The following is a 22601-nucleotide window of genomic DNA, read 5'->3' as shown; positions in this document are numbered from 1 at the left end:
GAACGGCGCCCGCGCCGGCCGGCCGCCGGCGACCCGTTGCCCCGAAGGGCCCGCGTCGGGGCGCGCCCTGCGCGAACCTCCGTTCCTTCCTTGACAGATATGCGCGCGTGGCCCTTCCCTGTAGCGAAACCTCGTCACCGCTGCGTACGCCCGGGGGAAACGCGAGCATGGGAAATGCGGAGCCCTCCTCCGCCGTCCGGCAGATCCTGCGCTCGGACGCGATGCGGGTGGCGCTGGCGGTGGTCGAGCTCGGCTCGGTCCGGCGCGCCGCCGCCGCCCTGTCGATGACGCCGTCCGCGGTGAGCAAGCAGCTGGTGCGCATCGAGCGCCAGCTCGGCCGCACGCTCTTCGTGCGCACCCGCGACGGCGTGCGGCCGAACGGCGAGGGCCTGGCGCTGGCGAGCTACGCGCGCCGCTTCCTCGCCCTCGTCGCCGAGGTGGGCGAGCGGTTCGAGACGGACTTCGCCTCCGCGCGCGTGCGCCTCGGCGTCGCCGACGACGTCGGCCTCGTGCGGCTGCCGGCGGCGCTGGCCCAGGCCGCCGCGGCGGCGCCGGACGTGGCGGTCGAGCTCACCGTCGCCTTCTCCTCCGAGCTGCTGGCGCTCGCCGAGTCGGGCAAGCTCGACCTCGCGATCCTCTCCGACGGCGGCCCGCCCTTCCCCGCGGGCGCGCGCCGCCTGCGGCCCGAGCCCATGGCCTGGTTCGCCCGCCGCGACGCCGCGCCGCCGGCGGGGCCGCTGCCGCTCGCCGTCGCGGCGGAGGGCTGCCCCTGGCGGGCACGGGCGCTGGCGATCCTCTCGGGTGCCGGCATTCCCTGGCGGATCGTCTGCACGAGCCCGTCGGCCGCGGGCCAGCTCGCGGCGGCGCGGGTGGGGCTCGCTGTGGCGCCGCTGCCGGAGGCAGTCGCCGCCGGGCACGCCGAGCTCGCCCCCTTGCGCGGGCATCTCCCCGACCTGCCCGCCTGCGCCCTCGCGCTCGTGGCGCCGGCGCGCCCGGGCCGCGCCGTGCGCGCGGTCGCCGAGGCGGTGCGCGGCGCGTACGGGTAGGGGGCTCGAACGGCCGGGCCGCGCGGGCCGTTGTCGCCGGGGACGAAGGGCGGAGCGCGGCATCGTGGACGGATCGACCATCCTCATCGGCTTTCTCGCGAGCCTCGGCGCGGGGCTCGTGACGGGGCTCGGCGCGGTGCCCGTCCTCTTCGTGAAGGGCATGCCCAAGCGGCTCGAGGACGCCGCGCTCGGCTTCGCCGCCGGGGTGATGCTCGCCGCCTCCTTCTTCTCCCTGATCGGGCCGGGGATCGACTACGGCCAGTCGATCTTCGGTGTCGGGGCGCCGGTCGCGGCCGGCATCGTCGTCGTCTCGGTGCTCGCCGGCGGCCTCGCGCTCGACGTGATCAACCGGCGCGCGCCGCACGAGCACTTCGTCGGCGGGCGCGAGGGGCCGGACGGGGACGGCCGAGCCGCGCCGGGCGCACGCGAGGCGCGCGACGCGCAAGCGCGCATCTGGCTCTTCGTCGTGGCGATCGCGCTCCACAACCTGCCGGAGGGGCTCGCCGTCGGCGTCGCCTTCGGCGGCGACACGGTGGCCGAAGGCGTGCCGCTCGCCATCGCTATCGGCCTGCAGAACGCGCCGGAGGGGCTGTCCGTGGCGCTCGCGCTCGCGGGGCTCGGCTATGCGCGCACCACCGCGCTCGCCGTCGCGACCGCCACCGGCGCGATCGAGGGCGTGACCGGGCTCCTCGGCGTGACCGTGGTGACGCTGTCCGAGCCGCTCCTGCCGATCGGGCTCGGCTTCGCGGCGGGCGCGATGCTGTTCGTGATCTCCCACGAGATCATCCCCGAGACCCACCGCTCGGGGCACCAGCGCCTCGCGAGCGCCGGCCTGATGATCGGCCTCGCCGTGATGACCTTCCTCGACACGGCGCTGGGGTGAGCGACCGCCTCGCGCTTCACGCCTTCTTCACCCACCGCCCGTCCTCGTCCTGCGCCCAGTAGGACGCCCGGTGCCCGGCGGCCTTCACCGCCTTCCAGCGCACCCGCGCCTCCGCCACGGCGTCGTCGTCGCCGCCGTCGAAGATCAGGATCACGCGCCGGTAGCGCCCGAGATCCTCCGGCAGGGCCGCGCCGTCGACGAGGAGGAGCGCGTCGGGGGCGTTGAGATCGCCCGTGCCCGCCTGGATCACCACCGTCTCGTCGGCGGCCTGCGGGTCGGTCTCGGGCACGTGGGGCAGGAAGCTCTCGTCCTCGAAGGTCCAGAGCAGGTCGTCGAGCGCGTCGCGGCGCTCCTCCCCCGTCGTGCGGATCGCGACCCGCCAGCCGGCGCCGCGGGCCTTGACGACGAGCCGCGGCAGCGTCTCGGCGAGGCTCGCCCGCTGCAGGTGGTAGAACCAGACGTCGCTCGTGCCCGGCTCGGCCGACGCTCCGGTCACCCGCGCCCCTCGTAGTGATCGCGCACCAGCCGGTCGAGCAGGCGCACGCCCCAGCCGGAGCCGAAGGTGCGCACGATGTCGCTCTGCGGCGCGCCCATGCCCGTGCCAGCGATGTCGAGATGCGCCCAGGGCGTGTCCTCGACGTAGCGCTTGAGGAATTGCGCGGCGGTGATCGAGCCGGCGTTGCGCCCGCCGCCGACGTTCTTCATGTCGGCGACCTTCGAATCGATCATCTTGTCGTAGGCCGGCCCGAGCGGCATGCGCCAGACCGTCTCGCCGGTGGCCTTGCCCGCGGCGAGCAGGCGCTCGGCGAGCGTGTCGTCGTTGGAGAACAGGCCCGCGTTCTCGTTGCCGAGCGCCACCAGGATCGCGCCGGTGAGCGTGGCGAGGTCGATCATGAAGGCGGGCTCGAAGCGGTCGCGCACGTAGGTGATCACGTCGGCGAGGACGAGCCGGCCCTCGGCGTCGGTGTTGATCACCTCCACCGTCTGGCCCGACAGCGTCTCGACGATGTCGCCGGGGCGCTGGGCACGCCCGTCGGGCATGTTCTCGACGAGGCCGATGGCGCCGATCACGTTGGCCTTCGCCTTGCGCGAGGCGAGGGCGTGCATCAGGCCCACCACGCAGGCGGCGCCGGCCATGTCGCCCTTCATGTCCTCCATGCCGCCGGCGGGCTTGATCGAGATGCCGCCGGTGTCGAAGACGACGCCCTTGCCGATGAAGGCGACGGGCTTGTCCTTCTTCGCGCCGCCGTTCCAGCGCATGATCGCCACGCGCGCCGGCCGCTCGGAGCCCTGCGCCACGCCGAGCAGCGCGCGCATGCCGATCTTGGCGAGCTGCTTCTCGTCGAGGATCTCGACGTCGACGCCGACCTTCTCGAGCGCCTTCGCGACGTCGGCGAACTCGACGGGGCCGAGCACGTTCGCCGGCTCGTTGACGAGGTCGCGGGCGATGACGACGCCCTCGGCCAGGCCCTCGCGCACCTTGGCGGCCTTCTTCACGGCGGCGGGATCGGCGCAGCCGAAGACGAGGCGGCCGCCGGTCTTCTCCTCGCCGTTGTCGTCGCCGCCGTTCTTGTCGTCCCCGTTCTTGTCGGCCTTGGCCTTCTTGCCCTTCTTCGACTTGTAGCGGTCGAAGGCGTAGGCGCGCAGGCGCGCGCCGAGCGTCGTCTCGGCGATCTCCTCGGGGCCGGCCTCGCGGCCCGGGAAGTCGCAGATCACGGTGGCCTCGCGCCCCGCCGTGCGGCCGGCGATCGTGCCGCCGAGCGCCACCCAGTCGAGCGGCGTCTCGTCGCCCGCCGCGCCGATGCCGACGACGACGAGCCGGTCGGCGGCGAGGTTTCCGGGCGCGGGCAGCACCATCACGCTCTTCGCCTTGCCCTTGAAGCGCTCCGCCTTGGCCGCCCGCGCGACGAGGCCCGCCGCCTCCCCGAGCAGGTCCTGCGCGACCGGGCCGAGCGCGAGGTCGGAGCCGACGAGGACGACGAGATCGCCGCTCTCGGGCAGGGCGGGGGACTGGAACTCGATCTTCAGCGGCTCGGCCATGGAAACCTCGTGACTGGGATGCGCGCGACCGCTGGTCCACGATTCGCGACGCTTTGCGCCCAAGTTAGCCGATGCCCGCGGCAGGACAAGGGCGCGCGAGGCCCGCGCCGCCGCGCCCGCCCCGCGCTCAGCGCAGGACGCCGTCGAGGGCCGGCAGCGAGACGATCGCCGCGAGCGCGATCAGCCCGTAGCAGATGCGCCGGAACAGCGTCTCGCTCGCGCGGCCGAAGAGGCGCGAGCCCACCAGGAGGCCGACCCCGTAGAACGGCCCGATCACCAGCGCGGTCGCGAGGATCGCCGGCGTCAGCAGGCCGCCGACGAGGTAGGCCACCGCGGTCCCGAGCGCGGCGAGCACCACGAAGACGACGAGGTTGGCGCGCACCTCCGCCGCCTTCGCCTGCGAGCCGAGCCAGTAGGCGATGGCCGGCGGCCCGCCCACCTGCGCCGCCGCGGAGAGCACGCCGGACACCATCCCCACGCCGAACGTCAGCGGCGCACGCGGCCGGCCGCGATAGCGCCAGCCGGAGACCAGCAGCGCCAGCAGGGCCGCGATCAGCGCGACGAGGAGCCAGCGCATCGTGGTCTCCTCCACGTAGAACAGCGCGGCGGCCCCCGCCGGCACGCCGATATAGGCGCCGAGCGTCATCACGGAGACCGCCCGCGTGTCGCAGGCGCGCCACGCGGCGGGGACGAAGGGGGCGATCAGCACCGTGTCGACGAGGAGGAGGACGGGCGCCGCCGTCTGCGGCCCGAGCGTCGCCGAGGCGAGCGGCATGAAGATCAGCCCCGCGCCGAAGCCGGCGAAGCCGCGCGCCGTCCCGCCGACGAAGGCGGCCGCCGCGGCGAACCAGAGCGCGAAGCCGGCGATGTGCGCCGGCACGCCGATATTGACAAGCACGTCCGACACGCGCGACTCCTGACGTTCGCGCGACGTTCCGCGCTCTTTCGCGAATCGGCGGCTCGGCGACGATGGACTCCATCCGCATCCTCGGCATCGATCCCGGCCTGCGCAAGACGGGCTGGGGCCTCGTCGCCGTCCAGGGCACGAAGCTGTCCTACGTCGCCTGCGGCGTCATCCAGTCGGACGGCGACCTCGACCTCGCGCTGCGCCTCGTGCAGATCCACGACGGGCTCACCGCCGTCGTGCGCGCGTGGGCGCCCGACGAGGTCTCCGTGGAGGAGACCTTCGTCAACAAGGACGCGCAGGCGACGCTCAAGCTCGGCCACGCCCGGGCGATGGCGCTCCTCGTCCCCGCCCTGGCGGGGCTGCCGGTGGCGGAATACGGGGCGAACCAGGTCAAGAAGACGGTCGTCGGCGTCGGGCACGCCGAGAAGGCGCAGGTCGCGGCCATGGTGCGCGTGCTCCTGCCCAAGGCCGACCCGAAGGGCGCGGACGCCTCGGACGCGCTCGCCATCGCCATCGCGCACGCGCATCATCGCAAGGCGCGCAGCCTGACGGCGGCGCTGATGGCGGGGGCGTGAGGCGATGATCGGCAAGCTCAAGGGGGTGGTCGACGCCTACGGCGAGGACTTCGTCATCCTCGACGTGCACGGTGTCGGCTACGTGGCGCATTGCTCGGCGCGCACGCTCCAGCGCCTGCCGAAGGTCGGCGAGGCGGCCGTGCTCTCGATCGAGACCGTGGTGCGCGAGGACATGATCCGCCTCTACGGCTTCCGCTCGGACCCGGAGCGCGAATGGTTCAGGCTCCTCCAGCTCGTCCAGGGCGTCGGCGCGCGGGTCGCGCTCGGAATCCTCTCGGTGCTGGAGCCGACCGAGCTCGCCACCGCCATCGCGTCCGGCGACAAGGCGGCGGTCGCCCGCGCGCCGGGGGTGGGGCCGAAGCTCGCCGCGCGCATCGTGGCGGAGATGAAGGACAAGGCCCCCGCCTTCGCGCCGATCGACCCGGTCATGGCCGGCCTCTCCGGCGGCGAGGACGCGCCGGCGCCGGGCCCGGCGCAGGACGCCGTCTCCGCACTGGTCAACCTCGGCTGGGGGCAGTCCCAGGCCGCCGCCGCCATCGCGGCCGCCCTGCGGGCGGCGGGCGAGGGGGCGACCACCGCACAGCTCATCCGCCAGGGGCTCAAGGAGCTCGCGCGCTGATGACGAGACGGTGATACCGAGACGCGGCGATGCCACGACGGCGCCCCTTTCCCGGGGTCCGGATGCGGGCCCAGCAGAACCGGAGACGCCCATGCCCACCCGCCGCACCGCCCTCGCCGGCCTCCTCGCCGCAGCGGCCCCGAGCCTTTCGACGCCGTTGCTGGCCCCGCCCGCCCGCGCGCAGGAGGCGGTCGCGCCGCACCGCATCCCCACCGAGCTCGCGGAGCACGCCCGTACCCGCCCCGCCCTCGTGCCGGTGGGGGACGTCGGGGGCGACGTGGTCTTCGTCGAGTTCTTCGACTACAACTGTCCCTGGTGCCGCGCCTCCGCCGATCATCTCGACGCGCTCGCGGCGATGGCGGGCGTGGGCGTGCTGCTCGCGAGCTACCCGATCCTGTCCGACGCGTCGCGGGAGGCGGCGGCGATCGCGCTCGGCGTCCTCGCCCATGCCGGCCCGGAGGTCTATCGCGGCTTTCACGCGTCCCTGTTCTCCGCGCGCGGGCTCAAGGACGGCACCCGCGCCCTCGCGGTGGCCGAGGAGGCGGGGCTCGACGTCGACGCGGTCGGGCGCGCCGCGGCGCTGCCGGGGATCGCGCCGGCGCTCGAGGACATGATCGGCGTCGGCCGGCGGCTCGGCTTCGACGCCACGCCCGCGACCCTCGTCGGGCCCTGGGCGTGGGAGGGCTACATCGACCTCGCCACCAAGCGGCGCATCATCGCCGACCTGCGCGCCTGAGCGGCGATGGCGCGCGCGGCCTCCGCCCTGTCCGCGACGCTCGTCGTCTCCGGCGCGGCGCTGGCCTCGCGGGTGCTCGGCTTCGTCCGCGACGTGCTGATCGCCGCCGCGCTGGGCGCGGGACCGGTGGCGGACGCCTTCCTGGTGGCGTTGCGCATCCCCAACCTCGCCCGCCGGGCGCTGGCCGAGGGCGCGCTCACCGCCGGCTTCGCGCCGCTCTGGGCGCGGGTGCGCGAGGCGAAGGGAGATGACGCCGCCGCCCGGCTCGGCGGCGAGGCGGTGGCCGGCCTCGCCCTGCTGCTCGCCGGCGCCACCGCGCTCGGCATGATCGGCGCGGGCGCGCTGGTGCTGGCGGTGGCGGCGGGGCTCGCGGGGGAGGCGGCGACGCGCGCGCTCGCCGCGGACCTGACGCGCCTCGCGCTGCCGGCCATCGTCGCCTTCGGCTGTGCCGGCCTCGTCGCGGCCATGCTCGCCGCACGCGGCCGCGTCGTCGCCCTCGCGATCGCTCCGCTCGCGACCAACACGACCCTGATCGCCGCGCTGGTGCTGGCGCCCGCCCGGGTGGACGATCCGGCGCGGCTCGCCGCCGTGCTCGCGGGGAGCGTCGGCCTCGCCGGGCTCGTCCAGCTCGCGATCGTCGCGGTCGCGGCGCGGCGGGCGGGGCTCCTCGTCGCGGCGCGCCCGCGGCTCGGGCCGGAGATCCGCGCGGCGCTGGCGCTCGCCGGGCCCGCCCTCGTGACGGTGGCGAGCGTCGAGCTGATCCTGCTGGCCGCGACGCAGGTCGCCTCCTTCACGCCCGGGCTCGTGGCGCGGCTCTACTACGCCGAGCGGCTGGTGCAGCTGCCGCTCGGCCTCGTGGCGACCGCCGCCACCGCGGTGCTGCTGCCGCGGCTCGCCGCGCGGGTGCGCGCGGGCGATGCCGCGGGCCTGGCGCGGGCACAGAACCGCGCGCTCGAGGCGGCGCTTCTCGTCGCGCTCCCCGCCGCCACCGCCCTGGTGCTGCTGGCCGAGCCGATCGTCGCCGTGCTCTTCGCCCGCGGCGCCTTCGACACCGCCGACGTCGCCGCGACCGCCTCCGTCCTCGCGGGCCTCGCGCTCGGCCTGCCGATCGCGGCCGCGGGCAAGATCCTCCAGCAGGGCGGCTTCGCCCGCGAGCACGTCCGCCCCGGCCTCGCCGCCACGGCGGCGGGGGTGATCGCGACCCTCGCCGCCGGCGCACCCCTCGTCGCGGCGCTGGGTCCGCTCGGCCTCGGCCTCGCCGTCGCGGCGGGCCTCCTCGCGCACACGGCGGTGCTCGCCGCCGTCGCCGCCCGCGCCGAGGGCTGGCGCCCGGACGGGCGTCTCGGCGATCGGCTGGTGCGGATGGTCGTGGCCTGCGCGGCGATGGCCGGCTGGCTGCTGCTCCTGCGGACGTGGACGGGGGGCGCCGACGACGCGCCCCACCTCGCCCTCGCCTGCACCACCGGCGCCGCCGCCTACGCCGCCGCCGCGCTCACCCTCGGCGCAGCCCGCCGCGCCGACCTCGCGGAGCTGCGGGAGGCGACGTGACGAGCCCGCTCCTCCCCCGTCGGGGGAGGTGGATCGGCGCGCAGCGCCGAGACGGAGGGGGTGCGCCGAAGGCGCGCTTCGGCGCAGCCGAAATCACCCGCGTCGAGCCGGGGCACCCCGCCCCTGGCTCGCTCCGCTCGCCGTCCCCGCCCCGAGGGGGCGGGAGCGGTGGCGCCTTCAATGCGTGGCGGCGGGCTCAGGCTCCCCGGCCGCAGCCGCGTCGGCGTCCTCGCGCCGGCGCCGGCGCCTCTCCGCGAAGGCCATGGCCTCGCCGACGATGCCGCGGCGGAACAGGAGGACGACCACGACGAAGATCACGCCCTGGGTCACGAGCACCCATTCGCCGAAGCCGGCGAGGTAGTTCTGCATGGTGACGATCACCGCCGCGCCCACGACCGGGCCGAACACCGTGCCCATGCCGCCCACCAGCGTCATCAGCACGACCTCGCCCGACATCTGCCAAGCGACGTCGGTGAGCGAGGCGAGCTGGAAGGCGAGCGCCTTCGTCGCCCCCGCGAGCCCGGCCAGCGTGGCCGAGAGCGTGAACGCGAGCAGCTTGTAGCGGTCCACGGCGTAGCCGAGCGAGATCGCGCGGGGCTCGTTCTCGCGGATGGCCTTGAGCACCTGCCCGAAGGGCGAGTGGATCGTGCGGTAAATGAGCAGGAACCCGGCGGTGAAGATCGCCAGCACGACGTAGTAGAGCGTCGTGTCGTTCGCCGTCTCGATCACGCCGAGGATCGGCGTGCGCGGGATCGCCTGGATGCCGTCCTCGCCGCCGGTGAAGGGGGCCTGCAGCGCGAAGAAGTAGAACATCTGCGCCAGCGCGAGCGTCACCATGGCGAAGTAGATGCCCTGGCGGCGGATGGCCAGCGCGCCGACGACGAGGCCCATCGCCCCGGCCGCGAGGGCGGCCGCGGGGATCGCGAGCTCCGGCGGCCAGCCCCAGACCTTGAGCATGTGGCCGCAGAAATACGAGGCGCCCCCGAAGAACATCGCGTGGCCGAAGGAGAGCAGGCCGACATAGCCGACGAGGAGGTTGAAGGCGCAGGCGAAGAGCGCGAAGCACAGCACCTTCACCAGGAAGACCGGGTAGAGGAAGAGCGGCGCGACGAGCGCCAGCGCCAGGAAGGCGAGGAAGGCGATCCGGCCGGCCGTCAGCAGCGGCGCGGACGCGGCCCGCGACTCGGCCGAGGAACTGGCCGATGAATTGGCCGACGACGTGGCCGTGGACCCGGTGGCGGCGGAGGGGCTGGCGGTGCTCTCGGTCATCGCGACGTCCTCGCTCGGTGCGTGATCACTTGGCGGTGCCGAACAGGCCGGCCGGCTTGAGCAGCAGGACGATCGCCATGACGACGAAGATCACCGTGTTCGACGCCTCCGGGTAGAACACCTTGGTGAGGCCCTCGACGATGCCCAGGGCGTAGCCCGTGACGATGGCCCCGAGGATCGAGCCCATGCCGCCGATCACCACCACCGCGAAGACGACGATGATCAGGTTCGCGCCCATCAGGGGGCTCACCTGGTAGATCGGCGCGGCGAGCACCCCGGCGAAGCCGGCGAGCGCGACGCCGAAGCCGTAGGTGAGCGTGATCATCAGGGGCACGTTGATGCCGAAGGCCTGGACGAGGTCCGGCCGCTCGGTCGCCGCGCGCAGGTAGGAGCCGAGCTTGGTGCGCTCGATCACGAGCCAGGTGCCGAAGCAGACGACGAGCGAGGCGACGACGACCCAGCCGCGGTAGGTCGGCAGGAACATGAAGCCGAGATTGGTCCCGCCCGGCAGCGGGTTCGGGTAGGGCTGTCCGGAGACGCCGTATCGCGCGCGGAACAGGCCCTCGATGATCAGCGCGAGCCCGAAGGTCAGGAGCAGGCCGTAGAGGTGATCGAGGTGGTAGAGGCGCCGCAGCATGGTGCGCTCGATCACGATGCCCACCGCCCCCACGATCACCGGCGCCAGCACCAGCGCGCCCCAGTAGGGCACGCCGAAGACGACGAGCAGGATGTAGGCGACGAAGGCGCCCATCATGTACTGCGCGCCGTGGGTGAAGTTGATGACGTTGAGGAGGCCGAAGATGACCGCGAGCCCCAGGCTCAGGACCGCGTAGAAGGCGCCGTTGATCAGCCCGAGCATGAGCTGGCCGAACAGCATCTGCGGGGATACTCCGATGAGCTCGAGCACGGGCGGCGGCCTCGATCCTGGCGGTGGGTCGGCGGGCGAGCGGCGGCGTGCGCGGGGGGCGGGCGCCCGCCCCCCGCGCCGACGTCCGGATCGGGATCAGTTCACCAGCGGGCACTCGCCCTCGGCGAGCGGCCGGAAGGCCTCCGCCGCGGGGATCGTGGCGCGCAGGGTGTAGTAGTCCCACGGGCCCTGCGACTCTTCCGGCGCCTTGACCTCGAACAGGTACATGTCGTGGATCTTGCGCCCGTCCTGCCGGATCTCGCCCTCGCCGAAGAGGCGGTCGTTCGTCGGCATCTCCTTCATCGCCGCGACGACGGCGGCGCCGTCCTCCGCCGAGCCGACCTCGGCAATGGCCTTGAGGTAGTGCGTCACGGCGGAGTAGACGCCGGCGTGGACCATGGTGGGATGCTGGCCGTTGTTGGCCGCGGCGAACTCCTCCGCGAAGGCGCGGTTGGCGTCGTTCAGGTCCCAGTACCACGCCTCGGTGAAGATCAGGCCCTGGGCGACGTCGAGGCCGAGCGCGTGCACGTCGGTGAGGAACATGAGCAGCGCGGCGAGGCTCTGGCCGGACTGGACGATGCCGAACTCGGCGGCCTGCTTCACCGTGTTGACCGTGTCGCCGCCGGCGTTGGCGAGCCCGATGATCTCGGCGCCAGAGGCCTGCGCCTGCAGCAGGAAGGATGAGAAGTCCGAGCCCGGGAACGGGTGGCGCACGGTGCCGACGACCTCGCCGCCGTTCGCCTCGACCACCGCCGACGTGTCGCGCTCGAGCGCGTGGCCGAAGGCGTAGTCCGCGGTGATGAAGAACCAGCTCTCGCCGCCGGTCTCGACGATCGCCTTGCCGGTGCCGTTGGCGAGCGACCAGGTGTCGTAGGTCCAGTGCACGGTGTTGGGCGAGCAGGCCTTGCCGGTGAGGTCGGACGTCGCCGCGCCCGACGACAGGAACACCTTGTTGCGCTCGCGGGTGAGCTCGTTGACGGCGAGCGCCACCGACGAGGTCGGCACGTCCACGATCATGTCGACGCCGTCGACGTCGTACCATTGCCGCGCCACGGAGGAGCCGACGTCCGGCTTGTTCTGGTGGTCGGCGAACACGAGCTCGACCTCGAGCCCGTGCGCGGCGGGGTCGAAGTCCTCGATCGCCTTGCGCGCAGCCCAGACCGAGCCCTGGCCGGTGAGGTCGGAATACAGGCCGGACTGGTCGTTGAGGACGCCGATGGTGACCTCGGTCTGGGCGGCGGCGCCGGAGGCGGCGGCGAGCGCGACCGCCGAGAGGCCGGCGAGGAGCGTGCGTTTCATCATGGTCGTTCTCCCTTGGGGCGGCGCGGCTCGTACGCCGGACGTTGTTCTTCAGACGCCGAGATAGTCCTGCAGCGTCTTCATGTTGGAGCCGATATCCTCGTTGCGGAACATCTCCACGACGTGGCCGTGCTCGACGATGTAGTGCCGGTCGGCGACGGTCGCGGCGAAGTGGAAGTTCTGCTCGACGAGCAGGATGGTGAAGCCCTTGCGCTTGAGCTCCCCGATGATCGTGCCGATCTGCTGCACGATGACCGGGGCGAGGCCCTCCGTCGGCTCGTCGAGCAGCAGCAGCTTCGCCCCCGTGCGCAGCACCCGCGCGATGGCGAGCATCTGCTGCTCGCCGCCCGAGAGCTTGGTTCCCTGGCTCGACCGGCGCTCCCGCAGCCGCGGGAACAGGTCGTAGACCTCCTCCACGCTCATGCCGCCGGGCTTGACCACCGGGGGCAGCTCGAGGTTCTCGCGCACGTCGAGGCTCGCGAAGATGCCGCGCTCCTCGGGCACGTAGCCGATGCCGAGCCGCGCGATCCGGTCCGAGCGCATCGCCATGGTCTCGACGCCGTCGATCACGATCGAGCCCGAGCGCTGGCGCAGCATGCCCATGATGGCGCGCATCGTCGTGGTCTTGCCGGCGCCGTTGCGCCCGAGCAGGGTGACGACCTCGCCCGCCGCGATCTCGAAGCTCATGCCGTGCAGGACGTGGCTCTCGCCGTAATGGGCGTGCAGGTCGCCGACGCGCAGGAGGGGGCGCGCGCCGCCCGTCTCGGCCTCACGCATCGGCGTGCGCCGCCGCATCGGTGCCCGCGCCCGTGCCGGCCCCGGTGCCCATGTAGGCCTCCACCACCCGCGGATCGGTCGAGACGGTCTCGTAGGGGCCCTCCGCCAGGATCTCGCCGCGGGCGAGCACCGTGATCGTGTCCGACAGGTCGGCGACGACGGAGAGATTGTGCTCGACCATCAGCACCGTGCGGTCCTTCGCCACGCGCCGGATCAGCGCCGCGGTGCGCCCGATGTCCTCGCGGCCCATGCCGGAGGTCGGCTCGTCGAGGAGCAGCATCTCCGGGTCGAGCGCCAGCGTGGTCGCGATCTCGAGCGCGCGCTTGCGGCCGTAGGGCAGCTCGTTGGCGGTGAGGTCGCGATACTCCGCTAGCCCGACGTCGGCGAGCAGTGCCTCGGCCCGCTCGTGCAGGGCCGACAGCGAGCGCTCCGAGCGCCAGAAGTGGAAGGAGGTGCCGAGCTTGCGCTGCAGCGCCACGCGCACGTTCTCGAGCAGCGTGAGATGGCCGAAGGTCGCCGAGATCTGGAAGCTGCGCACCATGCCCATCTGGGCGACGTCCGCGGGCTTCGTGCGGGTGATGTCGCGCCCGTCGAACAGGATCGTCCCGCGCGTCGGCTCCAGGAACTTGGTGATCAGGTTGAAGCAGGTGGTCTTGCCGGCGCCGTTGGGCCCGATCAGGGCATGGATGGCGCCGCGGCGCACCTTCAGGTCCACGCCCGAGACGGCGGCGAAGCCCTTGAACTCCTTGGTCAGGCCCCGCGTCTCGAGGATCACGTCGTCGCCCATCCGCACCGCCCCGCCTCGATTTCGGCAATGTGGCCACAAAGCGGATGGGGGGTCAAGGCGTCGCAGCCCTCCCGCTGCAAGCCGGGCGGGGGCCGAACGTGCGGTAGGCGCGCCGGCGGCCCGAGAGGCCCGAGAGGCCCGAGCGGCGGCCGAGCGGTGGCCGCGCGCCGGGATCAGCTCAGTGCCGGAAGTGCCGGTGCCCCGTGAACACCATCGCCAGCCCCGCCTCGTCGGCGGCGGCGATCACCTCGGCGTCGCGCATCGAGCCGCCGGGCTGGATCACGGCGGTGGCGCCGGCCTCCGCGGCGGCGAGGAGGCCGTCGGCGAAGGGGAAGAAGGCGTCCGACGCCACGACGGAGCCCTTCGCCAGGCTCTCGGGGATGCCGAGCGCCCGCGCCGCCTCGCCCGCCTTCCAGGCGGCGATGCGCGAACTATCGACCCGGCTCATCTGCCCCGCGCCGATGCCCACCGTCGCCCCGTCGCGGGCGTAGACGATGGCGTTCGACTTGACGTGCTTGGCCACGCGGAAGGCGAAGGCGAGGTCCGCCATCTCCCGCACGGACGGCTGGCGCTTCGTCACGACCGACAGCGTCATGTCGGAGACCACCGCGCTGTCGCGCTCCTGCACCAGGAGGCCGCCGGCGACGGTGCGCACGGCGAGGCCGGGCGCGCGCGGGTCGGGCAGGGCGCCGGCGAGGAGCAGGCGCAGGTTCTTCTTCGCCGCGACGATCGCGATCGCCTCCTCGGTGGCGTCGGGCGCGATGATCACCTCGGTGAAGACCTCGACGATCTTCGCCGCCGCCTCGGCGTCGAGCGTACGGTTGACGGCGACGATGCCGCCGAAGGCCGAGACCGGGTCGCAGGCCAGCGCGCGGGCATAGGCGTCGACGAGCGTCGCGCCGGTGGCGACGCCGCAAGGGTTGGCGTGCTTGACGACGACGACGGCGGCGCTCTCCGCCGGGTCGAGCTCCGCCACGCATTCGTAGGCGGCGTCGGTGTCGGCGATGTTGTTGTAGGAGAGCGCCTTGCCCTGCACCTGGCGGGCCGTGGCGACGCCGGGGCGGGCCTCGCCGGTGCGGTAGAAGGCGGCCTTCTGGTGCGGGTTCTCGCCGTAGCGCATGGCCTCGGCGAGGCGCCCGCCCACCGCGCGGAAGGTCGGCGCCTCGATCGCGAGCGCGTCCGCGAGCCAGTTCGAGATCGCCGCGTCGTAGGCGGCGGTGCGGGCGTAGGCCTTCTGGGCGAGGCGCTTGCGCAGGGTCAGCGTGGTGGCGCCGTCGTGGGCGTCGAGCTCGCCGAGGATCGTCGTGTAGTCCGCCGGGTCGACCACGACGGCGACGCTCTCGTGGTTCTTGGCGGCGGCGCGGATCATCGCCGGGCCGCCGATGTCGATGTTCTCGACGCAGGCCTCGTAGTCCCCGCCCGCGGCCAGCGTCGCCTCGAACGGGTAGAGGTCGACGACGAGGAGGTCGATCTCGGCGATGCCGTGGGCGAGCATGGCCGCCTGGTGCTGCGGGTCCGCCCGCCGGGCGAGGAGCCCGCCGTGCACCTTCGGATGCAGCGTCTTCACCCGCCCATCCATCATCTCCGGGAAGCCGGTGAGATCCGACACCTCGGTGGGCGCGAGCCCCGCCTCGACGAGCGCGCGGTGCGTGCCCCCGGTGGAGACGAGGGCGACGCCGCGCGCGGCGAGCACGCGGGCGAAGTCGACGATGCCGGCCTTGTCGGACACGGAGAGGAGCGCGCGCGTCACGCGCTCGGGACGGGTGGGCATGATGGGCGGGTCCCGCGGGTTGAAGGGTTCCGCGGGCGGTTAGCATGGTTCCGGGGCGGGGGGAACCGGGCAGGCACCGACGCCGGTGAAGCCACCCCACGCCCGGGCAGGTTCATGAGCCGGTCTCGTCGCCGATGGCGGCGTCGCGTGCGATGGTCGTCGTCAGGTCGTCGCGGATCGCGTCGTAGAAGCTCGTCTCGGCATGGACGGACAGGGTCGGCCCGGCGCTGTTCGCCGCGTGCTGCCTGTAGAACGGCGTCATCAGCAGCCGCTTGTCGGTGAGCGTGAGCCGATAGCCGACGATCGTGTTGCGCAGCTGCACGATCTCGACACGGCCTTTTCGCGGCGCCCTGTCGTAGACGTTCGCCCTCTCGATGTCCTCCGCGATCGTGAGCCATCCTTGAAACGACTGGGCGCACTCGGCCCGCATCCTGTCGACCTCCGCCCGCTGCCGACGCGCCGATTCGCTCGCGACGAGACCGGCCATGTTCGGGTTGCTCGGATGGAGCATGACCGCGCGGACGTCGACGCCCTTTGCGAGCGTCAGGAAGGCGACCAGATCGGGAAACGAGGCCGTTGGTCCTTCGGTCGTCTCGTAGAGGAGGTCGTAGCGCGTGAAATGCAGCAGCGTCGCGCCGCACAGCGTGAGGGATTGCTCGGCCTCCAGGAAGACGTCGCCGTAGAGTTCCGCGTCGGGGTTCACCTTGCGATCGAGGGCGAGATCACGGAACCGCCCGTAAAACTTGTACTCCTTGAAGTTCCGGCCGAGGGGATCGTAACGGTCGAACGCCTTGTCGCGATGTGGCTTTTGTCGGAGCACGGACTTGACGTAGTCTGCGACCTCCCGGATCTTCTCGGGATCCGCGTTTCCGGCGGGTCCGTCCGGATCGAAATCGAACTCGATCATCCTGTAATCACGGGTGTCGAACTGGGTCTTCTCCTGAGACCATTTCAGGATGATAACCTCGCGACCGGCAGCCTTGGCCAATGCCAACTCGTAATAGACGTTGGGCCGATCGAATGCCAGCACCGCGAAGACGATCCGCTCGTTGACGATCGACGCGATGACATCGTCGATGATCTTTCCGGGCTTGCGGTCGTGGTCCGACCGGAACGCCTCGATCGGCATCTCCGCAGTCGACGCCATCGCGCAGGCCGGCTGGATGATGCTCGAATGAACCCACTCCGCCAGTCGTCGCTCGGGAGAGCTATTTCTCCCGATCGGCCCGATGACGAAAGCGCGGCTATTCTTCTCAAGGGTAGCAGGCATGCCCGGTCCTCGACGGAAGAAGAAGACGGGCGAGCGCCCGCTTTGGATACGCCACTCGCCCGTTAACCATATGTCGAGAAATAAAGCTGCGCAACCTTGAATGACTTGACCTGTCGCTCCGGCCCAGATTGCGACCGCGGTTCACCGATCGTTAACCGAACCCGAGCAGGGTCAGAGGGATCGCATCGCCGCCACGGTGCCCTCCGGAGACATCCATGGCTGACATCATCGCGTTCCCGGTCGATCGGGCCAGAGCCCGCCCCGACGAGGCGCCCGGCGCGGCCGAAGGGGCGGAGATCCGCGAGCTCGTCGTCATGCCGCGGCTCAACCTCGCTCGTCTATGCCGGATCTTCGATCTCGACATCGAGGGCTTCCGCCCCGGAGGACGCCTCGGGGAGGAGTCCGTCGGCGAGGCGGCGGCCGAGCGACGCGAGGGCAACGGCACCCCCGCCGCCTAGCCCTCCCGCGTCACCCCCGCGCAGTACGCCGCATAGCAGGTGATGCCCACCGACATCGCCACGTTCAGGTTCGGCCGACCGTCGTTCGACGGAGGCGCCGTTCGGCCGGGATCGATCGGGTTCGCCGTGGGCGGCTTGGGCGTGAACACGTCCGGCATCGGGATCGTCAGCGCCGCGTCGGCGGCGGCGGCGAAGGCCGGGTCGAGCCCGTCGTATTCCGAGCCGAAGGCGATCACGTCGCCCGGGCGGAAGCGGAAGGCGGGCAGCGCGACGGCATCCGGCGCGATCGTGGTGGCGACGAGGCGCCCCTCCCCGATCCAGGCGCGCGCGGCCTCGAGCCCGGAGAGCCGCGTGAAGCCGCGGCGCTCCAGCGCGCCGCAGGAGAAGTCGCGGATGGTCTGCATCCGGACGGGATCGTCCAGCACGTCGTCGGCGCCGCACAGGGCGACGTTCGCCTCGTAGGTCTCGGCGACGCGCAGGATCATGCCGGTGTTGATCGGCGAGCGCACGCCCACGAGCAGGATGCGGATGCCCGTCACCCCGTTGTGCCCGCCCCAGCCGCCGGGCCGGCCCTCGCTCGTCGTGGCCATCGCGATCCCTCGCTTCCGATCCGAATCCGCGTTCGGATCTCTTACCATCTTCTTAACGGCCGGCAGTTGCGCTATGATCGTGCCGTTCACCGGGACGTCCGACCATGCGCCTCTCCCGTTCCCCCCGTGCCGCGCTCACGCGCCTCAACCCCTGGCTCGAGCCCCATCTCGACGCCCTCGAGACCGCCTGCGCCACGCCCGCGGGGGAGCCGCCGCCCGCCGTCGCGGCGGCGCGGGACGCGGCGGCGCGGGATCGGCTCGCGGCCGGCATCGCCCGGTGGAACGCCTGGGCGATGGAGATGCTCCAGCTCGCCCCGGCCTTCGCCGAGAGCCCGCGCGCGACGCGGCTCCTCGCCTTCGCGGCGGCGGTGGACCTCGGCGGTGCGGCCGATCTCTCGATCGACCTCGGCGGCGCCGTGGTGCCCGGTGCGCTGCGGCTCGCCGGCGCGCGGCTGCCGATGGGGATCTGGGCGTCCGCCGCGCAGTTCCACGGCCCCTTCGACGCGACGGGCGCGGTGTTCGGCCGCGAGGCGACCTTCGAGCGGGCGGTGTTCTCGGCCCCCGCCAGCTTCGCCGACGCCGCCTTCTCCCGCGCCGCCGAGTTCCGGGACGTGTCCTTCCGCGCCGGCGCCTCCTTCGCCGCCGCGCGCTTCGCCAAGGACGCCTGGTTCCGCGGCGGGTCCTTCGCGGGCCGGGTCGACTTCTCGGGAGCCTCCTTCGGCGGCGAGGCGGGGCTCGGCAACGTCACCTACGCCGACGGCGCGGATTTCTCGGACGTCGACTTCGCCGACAATGCCGGCTTCGACTCGGCCCGCTTCGGCGGCCCCGCCCGGTTCGACCGCGCCCGTTTCGGCCGCAATGCCTGGTTCGAGGGCGCCGCCTTCGCCGACGAGGCGAGCTTCGACCGCGCCCGCTTCCAGGGCCGCGTCGTGTTCAAGGACGTCGAGACACCGCCCCGGCGCACCGAGGTCGCGGCCATGCTGGCCGAGATCGAGGCGCGGCTCGGCGGGCGCTGAACGGGGATGGCCGAGCCCTCGGCTTCGCCCGATCGCGGCGCCGAGCGCGCCGCGCGACTGTGGAGCGAGGCGCAGCCGCTGCTCGTCGGCATCACCGGGCAGCGCTTCTTCGACAGGACGTCGGCGGCGGGGAACGCGGCCCGCGCGCAGATTGTCGAGGGGCGCCTCGCCGCGGTCTTCGCGCGCCTCGACGCCGACTTCCCCGACACGCCGAAGCTCCTGCTCACCGGCGCCGCCATGGGCTCCGACCTGATCGCCGCCCGCGTCGCGCGCCGCACCGGGCCGCTGTGGCGGGTCGCGGCGATCCTGCCCTTCGCGCGCGACCTCTTCCGCGAGGATTTCGAGCCGCCGCCCGGGGTCCCCGACGCCGAGCGCGCCGCCTTCGCCGCCTGGTGCGACGGGCAGCGGGAGGACTTCGAGGCGCTCGTCGCCGCCCCCGAGCCCGAGGTGCTGGTGCGGGTGCTGCCGTCGCTCGCCGGGTCCGGACCGCTGTCGCGCCGCGCGAACGGCTACGACAGGGTCGACCGGCATGCGCATTACGAGCAGGTCGGCCAGTGGATCGCGGAGGCCGCGACGCTCCTCGTCGCCGTCGCCGAGGCGGGCGCCGCCGAGGCGGAGATGGCGCGCCGCGCGAAGGAGGTGGCCGGGGACGCCGCGGAGGTCGATCCGCGGGTCGACGGCAACACCACACGCGTCCTCGCCACCCGCCGCCACGGACTTCCCGACACCGCGGGGCGCGCGGTGGCCCAGCGCAGCTCCGTTCTGCGGCGGGACTGGTCGCCGGTCCTGCCGCCGCCGAGCCGCTCGGCCTGGCTGATCGACCCGACGGAGCCGTGGCAGCCGGAGCGGCGGCGCTTCGGCGCCGCGCGCACCTATCCCGTGAGGAGCCTCCGGCCCGAGGAGCCGCCCCCGCCGGGCGGTCACGAGAAGCCGCTGCCGCCGACGGTCGAGGCCGATCATCCCTCGCTGCGCCTGGCGCGCGCCTTCGACCGGTACGGCCGAGAGGTCGCGTCGCGCACGGCGACGCCCGCCCGCGCCGACGAGCGCGCGATCGCGGTGCTCGAACGCGTGCGCGGCACGCTCAGCGGCGCCTCGCGGCTCGCCAAGAGGCCGTCCGAGGGCGCCTTCTGGGCGCTCGCCCTCCTGTTCGTCGCTGCGGTCGCCGTCTACGAGACCTTCGCCAAGTTCCGGCCGGGCGATCCGATCGTGCTGATCGGCTACCTCGTGCTCCTCCTCGCCATCGGCGCCGTCGCCCTCCTCGCCGGGCGGCTGCGCTGGCAGCCGCGGGCGGAGGATTACCGCGCGGTGGCCGAGATGCTGCGCGTCCAGATCGCCTGGTGGAGCGCGGGGTCTCCGGAGCGCGTGGACCGGAAGCATCTCCAGGGCGTCGACCGCGACATCGCCCGCATCCGCGACGGCGTCACCGGCATCCTGACCTGGATCTGGCTGCGTCGTGCTCGCGCCGAGGCGATGCAGGCGCTCCCTCTCGAAGCGGAGTGGAACCGTGTGCGCGGGGGCACGGGATCGCCGCGCACGGACCTCCGCGAGCTGCCGAAACCGCCGGGGGACTGGATCGGCAGCCCGCTCTGGTACTTCGAGCGCAACGCCGAGGCCCGCGAGACGCACGCCGCGCGGGCCGAGCGCCAGAGCTGGTTCCTCGTCGTCGGGTCGGGCGTGCTGGCGGCGCTGCTCTTCTTCTGGCTCGGCATCCCCTCCGTCAAGAAGACGTTCGAGGCCGCCGGCGCCCTGCTCGGCTGGTCGGGCGTCGTCGGCGGCATCGTCGTCACGGTCGCGATCGCCGCGGCCCGCGACGTCCTCTCGCCGCGCTTCCGCGGCTTTCGCTCGGTGCTCGTCTCGCTGGGCTTCGCCGTGCCCGCGGCGGCGGCCCTCGGCCTCGCCGCGGCGGGGCTCGGCCACGCCCTCGTCGAGGCGGGCTTCGCCGACATGTCCGGCTCGACCGCCACGAAGTACGCCGCGATCGTGCTCGTCGTCCTCCTCAACGCCGTCGCCGGTGCCTGGCGCTACCTCGCCGAGAAGCTCGGCTGGGAGGCGGAGGCGCTCGCCTATCGCGACGCCTACCGCGCCTTCCACCGTGCGGAGGAGGCGCTCGCGGCGCTCTGGGACGAGGCCTCGGGGCGCCCGCGGGCCGGTCGCGAGGACGAGGCGCGCGCCATCGTGCACGAGCTCGGCCGCGTCGCGCTGATCGAGAACGAGGCCTGGCTCAAGACGAGGCGCGAGCGTCCGCTCACCCCCGTCGCAGGCTGAGCCGCCTCACGCCACCTCCACCACGATCCGCCCGCGCACGCGCCCGGCGAGGATCTCCTCCGCCGTGCCGATGACGTCCTCCAGGGAGATCGTCGTCGTCATGGCGTCGAGGGCGGCGGGGTCGACGTCGCGGGCGAGGCGGGCCCAGGCGGCGCGGCGCAGCGGAAGGGGCGCGGGGACGGAGTTGACGCCGAGCAGCGCCACGCCGCGCAGGATGAAGGGCGCGACCGAGGTCGGCAGGTCCATGCCGCCGGCATTGCCGCAGGCGGCGACGGCGCCGTCGGGCCGGGTCATGGCGAGCGCGTTGGCGAGCACCGCGCCGCCGACCGTGTCGACGCCCGCCGCCCAGCGCGCCTTGGCGAGCGGCTTGGGCGGGCCCGTCAGCTCGGCGCGCGGCAGGATCTCGGCGGCGCCGAGCCCCTCCAGGTAGGCCGCCTCCTCCGGCCGGCCGGTCGCGGCGATCACCCGCCAGCCGGCCTTCGCCAGCAGCGCCACGGCGACGGAGCCGACGCCGCCGGCGGCGCCCGTCACCAGCGCCGGGCCGGCGTCCGGCGTCAGGCCGTGGCGCTCGAGCGCCAGCACGCACAGAGCCGCGGTGAGGCCGGCGGTGCCGAGCGCCATGGCGCGCGCGGCGTCCATCCCGGCCGGCAGCGGCACGAGCCAGTCGCCGGGCACGCGGACCTTCTCGGCATAGCCGCCCAGATGCGTCTCGCCGACGCCCCAGCCGGTGAGGATCGCGGCGTCGCCGGGCTTCCAATCGGGATGCGTCGAGGTCTCGACCACGCCCGCCGCGTCGATGCCGGCGATCATCGGGAAGCGGCGCACGACCGGCATCCGCCCGGTGAGCGCGAGGCCGTCCTTGTAGTTCACGGTGGAATGGGAGACGCGCAGGGTGACGTCCCCCTCCATCAGCGCGCTCTCGGGGAAGTCCGTCAGGGCGGCGACGGTGCCGGTCTCGGCCTTCTCGACGACGATGGCGCGCATGGTGGTCCTCCCGGGAGCGCAGGTGCCTTGTCTCGGGGAGGGAGTTCACACCGGGGAGGGGCCGGGGGGCAAGGGGAGAGAGGCAAGGAGGTGACCGGGCTCAGCCTGCAGCGGGTCTGTCGCGGCGGGAGCCGTCTTCGTCGGGCTCCGCGGCCGCTCGCTTCTCGGCTTCCGCCTGAGCCTTCAGGCGCATGGCATAGGCACGGATCGCGGGTCGGTCGATCCGCTTCTCGAGCGACGAGACGAAAGACGGCTCCGCATCGACGAGCGCCAGCATCTGGTCGGCGAACCATCCGCGTTCGTAGCTCGCACGTTCCGCCATGTCGACCTCCCGTCGCATCTGTCTTTTCGTACGCGAATCAGGTTAGCAGATTCATCAACGCCCGGCAGTCGGGAATGTGCCAATCTCGGAACGAGGTGACACCGATGCCGAGCAGCGAAGCGAAGGGTGGGCCGGAGCTGGTCTTCTGCCTCTGTGCGCCGGTGGGCTCCGGCCTGGACGCCGTTCAAGCAGAGTTCACGGAGCAGCTGCGGCACGTCGGCTACGAAGCGGTGCATATCCACATCACCGATTTGCTCCCGGTCCTTCGGACGTCCTCTCCTTCGGTCGAGGCAGCCGAAGGCTAGGCTCAGGACCCATTAATCGGCTTGAGATCGCATTGGTCGCATGATTCAAATCCCCAAACTTTCAGGGGGTATCATGAGCAATCTATTTTGGCTGACCGACGAACAGATGGCGCGGCTGCGACCGTTCTTTCCGAAGAGCCATGGCAAGCCGAGGGTTGATGATCGGCGGGTGTTGAGTGGGATAATCTTCATCAATCGCAATGGCTTACGGTGGTGCGATGCGCCGA

Annotated in this window: 24 protein-coding genes; 11 read left to right on the top strand and 13 right to left on the bottom strand. The window is 73.0% G+C overall.

What is annotated here, in order from left to right; all coding sequences use genetic code 11:
• The first annotated feature begins 167 nt into the window (after positions 1-167).
• Both G407_RS0121430 and G407_RS0121425 read left to right on the top strand, forming a co-directional pair.
• Positions 168-1046, top strand: a complete 879-nt coding sequence (locus G407_RS0121430) for a LysR family transcriptional regulator (RefSeq protein ID WP_029032453.1) — start codon at positions 168-170, stop codon at positions 1044-1046.
• A gap of 64 nt (positions 1047-1110) precedes the next feature.
• Positions 1111-1929: a ZIP family metal transporter gene (locus G407_RS0121425; protein ID WP_245259149.1), complete on the top strand. Its 819-nt coding sequence runs from the start codon at positions 1111-1113 to the stop codon at positions 1927-1929.
• Between the two features lie 16 nt (positions 1930-1945).
• Here the strand turns inward: G407_RS0121425 and G407_RS0121420 are convergent, their stop codons facing one another.
• From G407_RS0121420 to G407_RS0121410, 3 genes are all read right to left on the bottom strand, one after another.
• Complete coding sequence (locus G407_RS0121420; protein ID WP_029032451.1) at positions 1946-2425, bottom strand: DNA polymerase III subunit chi; 480 nt, start codon at positions 2423-2425, stop codon at positions 1946-1948.
• Positions 2422-3969 (bottom strand): leucyl aminopeptidase, encoded by a 1548-nt coding sequence (locus G407_RS0121415; protein ID WP_029032450.1) that lies wholly within the window; start codon positions 3967-3969, stop codon positions 2422-2424. The genes G407_RS0121420 and G407_RS0121415 overlap by 4 nt, the downstream gene beginning before the upstream one ends.
• 127 nt (positions 3970-4096) lie before the next feature.
• Positions 4097-4876: a sulfite exporter TauE/SafE family protein gene (locus G407_RS0121410; RefSeq protein ID WP_043540337.1), complete on the bottom strand. Its 780-nt coding sequence runs from the start codon at positions 4874-4876 to the stop codon at positions 4097-4099.
• 62 nt (positions 4877-4938) lie between these two features.
• Between G407_RS0121410 and ruvC the strand changes: the two genes are divergently transcribed.
• From ruvC to murJ, 4 genes are all read left to right on the top strand, one after another.
• Positions 4939-5451 carry a crossover junction endodeoxyribonuclease RuvC gene (gene ruvC, locus G407_RS29245; RefSeq protein WP_043540336.1) on the top strand — a complete coding sequence of 171 codons (513 nt, stop codon included), beginning with the start codon at positions 4939-4941 and terminating at the stop codon, positions 5449-5451.
• Positions 5452-5455: 4 nt separating this feature from the next.
• Positions 5456-6070 (top strand): Holliday junction branch migration protein RuvA, encoded by a 615-nt coding sequence (gene ruvA / locus G407_RS0121400; protein WP_029032448.1) that lies wholly within the window; start codon positions 5456-5458, stop codon positions 6068-6070.
• Between the two features lie 91 nt (positions 6071-6161).
• On the top strand, positions 6162-6806 hold the full coding sequence (locus G407_RS30760) for a DsbA family protein (protein WP_052341718.1): 645 nt from the start codon (positions 6162-6164) through the stop codon (positions 6804-6806).
• A gap of 6 nt (positions 6807-6812) precedes the next feature.
• Positions 6813-8354, top strand: a complete 1542-nt coding sequence (gene murJ / locus G407_RS29235; RefSeq protein WP_052341717.1) for a murein biosynthesis integral membrane protein MurJ — start codon at positions 6813-6815, stop codon at positions 8352-8354.
• A gap of 177 nt (positions 8355-8531) precedes the next feature.
• Here the strand turns inward: murJ and G407_RS29230 are convergent, their stop codons facing one another.
• The 7 genes from G407_RS29230 to G407_RS0121355 all read right to left on the bottom strand — a co-directional run bounded on the left by G407_RS29230 (position 8532) and on the right by G407_RS0121355 (position 16293).
• Positions 8532-9623 carry a branched-chain amino acid ABC transporter permease gene (locus tag G407_RS29230; RefSeq protein WP_084327712.1) on the bottom strand — a complete coding sequence of 364 codons (1092 nt, stop codon included), beginning with the start codon at positions 9621-9623 and terminating at the stop codon, positions 8532-8534.
• Between the two features lie 25 nt (positions 9624-9648).
• Positions 9649-10500 (bottom strand): branched-chain amino acid ABC transporter permease, encoded by an 852-nt coding sequence (locus tag G407_RS0121380; protein WP_169728825.1) that lies wholly within the window; start codon positions 10498-10500, stop codon positions 9649-9651.
• A 126-nt stretch (positions 10501-10626) separates the two neighbouring features.
• Positions 10627-11832, bottom strand: a complete 1206-nt coding sequence (locus G407_RS0121375; RefSeq protein WP_029032446.1) for an ABC transporter substrate-binding protein — start codon at positions 11830-11832, stop codon at positions 10627-10629.
• A gap of 48 nt (positions 11833-11880) precedes the next feature.
• The gene (locus G407_RS0121370; RefSeq protein ID WP_029032445.1) at positions 11881-12606 is read right to left on the bottom strand and encodes an ABC transporter ATP-binding protein; all 726 of its coding nucleotides are present in this window, start codon (positions 12604-12606) and stop codon (positions 11881-11883) included.
• Positions 12599-13393, bottom strand: a complete 795-nt coding sequence (locus G407_RS29225; protein WP_043540335.1) for an ABC transporter ATP-binding protein — start codon at positions 13391-13393, stop codon at positions 12599-12601. Before G407_RS29225 ends, G407_RS0121370 begins: the two co-directional genes overlap by 8 nt.
• 178 nt (positions 13394-13571) lie before the next feature.
• Entirely contained in the window at positions 13572-15164 is a 1593-nt protein-coding gene (gene purH / locus G407_RS0121360) for a bifunctional phosphoribosylaminoimidazolecarboxamide formyltransferase/IMP cyclohydrolase (RefSeq protein ID WP_029032444.1), read from the bottom strand.
• 112 nt (positions 15165-15276) lie between these two features.
• Entirely contained in the window at positions 15277-16293 is a 1017-nt protein-coding gene (locus G407_RS0121355) for a hypothetical protein (RefSeq protein WP_210163146.1), read from the bottom strand.
• Positions 16294-16649: 356 nt separating this feature from the next.
• On the opposite strand from G407_RS0121355, the gene G407_RS0121350 reads away from it, so the two are divergent.
• On the top strand, positions 16650-16892 hold the full coding sequence (locus G407_RS0121350) for a hypothetical protein (protein WP_029032442.1): 243 nt from the start codon (positions 16650-16652) through the stop codon (positions 16890-16892).
• Here the strand turns inward: G407_RS0121350 and G407_RS0121345 are convergent.
• Positions 16889-17482, bottom strand: coding sequence for a TrmH family RNA methyltransferase (locus tag G407_RS0121345; RefSeq protein WP_029032441.1), 594 nt, complete (start codon positions 17480-17482; stop codon positions 16889-16891). The genes G407_RS0121350 and G407_RS0121345 overlap by 4 nt on opposite strands.
• A gap of 104 nt (positions 17483-17586) precedes the next feature.
• Here G407_RS0121345 and G407_RS0121340 point away from each other — a divergent pair, with 104 nt between their 5' ends.
• Both G407_RS0121340 and G407_RS0121335 read left to right on the top strand, forming a co-directional pair.
• The gene (locus G407_RS0121340) at positions 17587-18498 is read left to right on the top strand and encodes a pentapeptide repeat-containing protein (protein WP_029032440.1); all 912 of its coding nucleotides are present in this window, start codon (positions 17587-17589) and stop codon (positions 18496-18498) included.
• Between the two features lie 6 nt (positions 18499-18504).
• A complete protein-coding gene (locus G407_RS0121335; protein ID WP_029032439.1) occupies positions 18505-20763 on the top strand; it encodes a hypothetical protein in 2259 nt (752 codons plus the stop codon).
• Positions 20764-20769: 6 nt separating this feature from the next.
• On the opposite strand, the gene acuI is transcribed toward G407_RS0121335, so the two are convergent.
• Positions 20770-21747, bottom strand: coding sequence for an acrylyl-CoA reductase (NADPH) (acuI, locus tag G407_RS0121330; protein ID WP_029032438.1), 978 nt, complete (start codon positions 21745-21747; stop codon positions 20770-20772).
• Between the two features lie 100 nt (positions 21748-21847).
• Positions 21848-22069: a hypothetical protein gene (locus tag G407_RS0121325; protein WP_156917673.1), complete on the bottom strand. Its 222-nt coding sequence runs from the start codon at positions 22067-22069 to the stop codon at positions 21848-21850.
• A 104-nt stretch (positions 22070-22173) separates the two neighbouring features.
• Here G407_RS0121325 and G407_RS0121320 point away from each other — a divergent pair, with 104 nt between their 5' ends.
• Positions 22174-22374 (top strand): hypothetical protein, encoded by a 201-nt coding sequence (locus tag G407_RS0121320; RefSeq protein ID WP_029032436.1) that lies wholly within the window; start codon positions 22174-22176, stop codon positions 22372-22374.
• 73 nt (positions 22375-22447) lie between these two features.
• On the top strand, positions 22448-22601 hold a 154-nt coding region (locus tag G407_RS31405; RefSeq protein WP_156917691.1), incomplete at its 3' end, for a transposase.

It is taken from the genome of Salinarimonas rosea DSM 21201, assembly GCF_000429045.1.
In the GTDB taxonomy this organism is placed as follows: domain Bacteria; phylum Pseudomonadota; class Alphaproteobacteria; order Rhizobiales; family Beijerinckiaceae; genus Salinarimonas; species Salinarimonas rosea.
This window is presented reverse-complemented; position numbering and strand designations above follow the sequence as displayed.

Excerpts from the sequence above, each read along its gene's own strand:
- G407_RS0121430 (WP_029032453.1), top strand. The coding sequence starts at position 168 with ATGGGAAATGCGGAGCCCTCCTCCGCCGTCCGGCAGATCCTGCGCTCG.
- G407_RS0121415 (WP_029032450.1), bottom strand. The coding sequence starts at position 3,969 with ATGGCCGAGCCGCTGAAGATCGAGTTCCAGTCCCCCGCCCTGCCCGAG.
- ruvC (WP_043540336.1), top strand. The coding sequence starts at position 4,939 with ATGGACTCCATCCGCATCCTCGGCATCGATCCCGGCCTGCGCAAGACG.
- ruvA (WP_029032448.1), top strand. The coding sequence starts at position 5,456 with ATGATCGGCAAGCTCAAGGGGGTGGTCGACGCCTACGGCGAGGACTTC.
- G407_RS30760 (WP_052341718.1), top strand. The coding sequence starts at position 6,162 with ATGCCCACCCGCCGCACCGCCCTCGCCGGCCTCCTCGCCGCAGCGGCC.
- murJ (WP_052341717.1), top strand. The coding sequence starts at position 6,813 with ATGGCGCGCGCGGCCTCCGCCCTGTCCGCGACGCTCGTCGTCTCCGGC.
- G407_RS29230 (WP_084327712.1), bottom strand. The coding sequence starts at position 9,623 with ATGACCGAGAGCACCGCCAGCCCCTCCGCCGCCACCGGGTCCACGGCC.
- G407_RS0121380 (WP_169728825.1), bottom strand. The coding sequence starts at position 10,500 with ATGCTGTTCGGCCAGCTCATGCTCGGGCTGATCAACGGCGCCTTCTAC.
- G407_RS0121375 (WP_029032446.1), bottom strand. The coding sequence starts at position 11,832 with ATGATGAAACGCACGCTCCTCGCCGGCCTCTCGGCGGTCGCGCTCGCC.
- G407_RS0121370 (WP_029032445.1), bottom strand. The coding sequence starts at position 12,606 with ATGCGTGAGGCCGAGACGGGCGGCGCGCGCCCCCTCCTGCGCGTCGGC.
- G407_RS29225 (WP_043540335.1), bottom strand. The coding sequence starts at position 13,393 with ATGGGCGACGACGTGATCCTCGAGACGCGGGGCCTGACCAAGGAGTTC.
- purH (WP_029032444.1), bottom strand. The coding sequence starts at position 15,164 with ATGCCCACCCGTCCCGAGCGCGTGACGCGCGCGCTCCTCTCCGTGTCC.
- G407_RS0121355 (WP_210163146.1), bottom strand. The coding sequence starts at position 16,293 with ATGCCGATCGAGGCGTTCCGGTCGGACCACGACCGCAAGCCCGGAAAG.
- G407_RS0121350 (WP_029032442.1), top strand. The coding sequence starts at position 16,650 with ATGGCTGACATCATCGCGTTCCCGGTCGATCGGGCCAGAGCCCGCCCC.
- G407_RS0121345 (WP_029032441.1), bottom strand. The coding sequence starts at position 17,482 with ATGGCCACGACGAGCGAGGGCCGGCCCGGCGGCTGGGGCGGGCACAAC.
- G407_RS0121340 (WP_029032440.1), top strand. The coding sequence starts at position 17,587 with ATGCGCCTCTCCCGTTCCCCCCGTGCCGCGCTCACGCGCCTCAACCCC.
- G407_RS0121335 (WP_029032439.1), top strand. The coding sequence starts at position 18,505 with ATGGCCGAGCCCTCGGCTTCGCCCGATCGCGGCGCCGAGCGCGCCGCG.
- acuI (WP_029032438.1), bottom strand. The coding sequence starts at position 21,747 with ATGCGCGCCATCGTCGTCGAGAAGGCCGAGACCGGCACCGTCGCCGCC.
- G407_RS0121325 (WP_156917673.1), bottom strand. The coding sequence starts at position 22,069 with ATGGCGGAACGTGCGAGCTACGAACGCGGATGGTTCGCCGACCAGATG.
- G407_RS0121320 (WP_029032436.1), top strand. The coding sequence starts at position 22,174 with ATGCCGAGCAGCGAAGCGAAGGGTGGGCCGGAGCTGGTCTTCTGCCTC.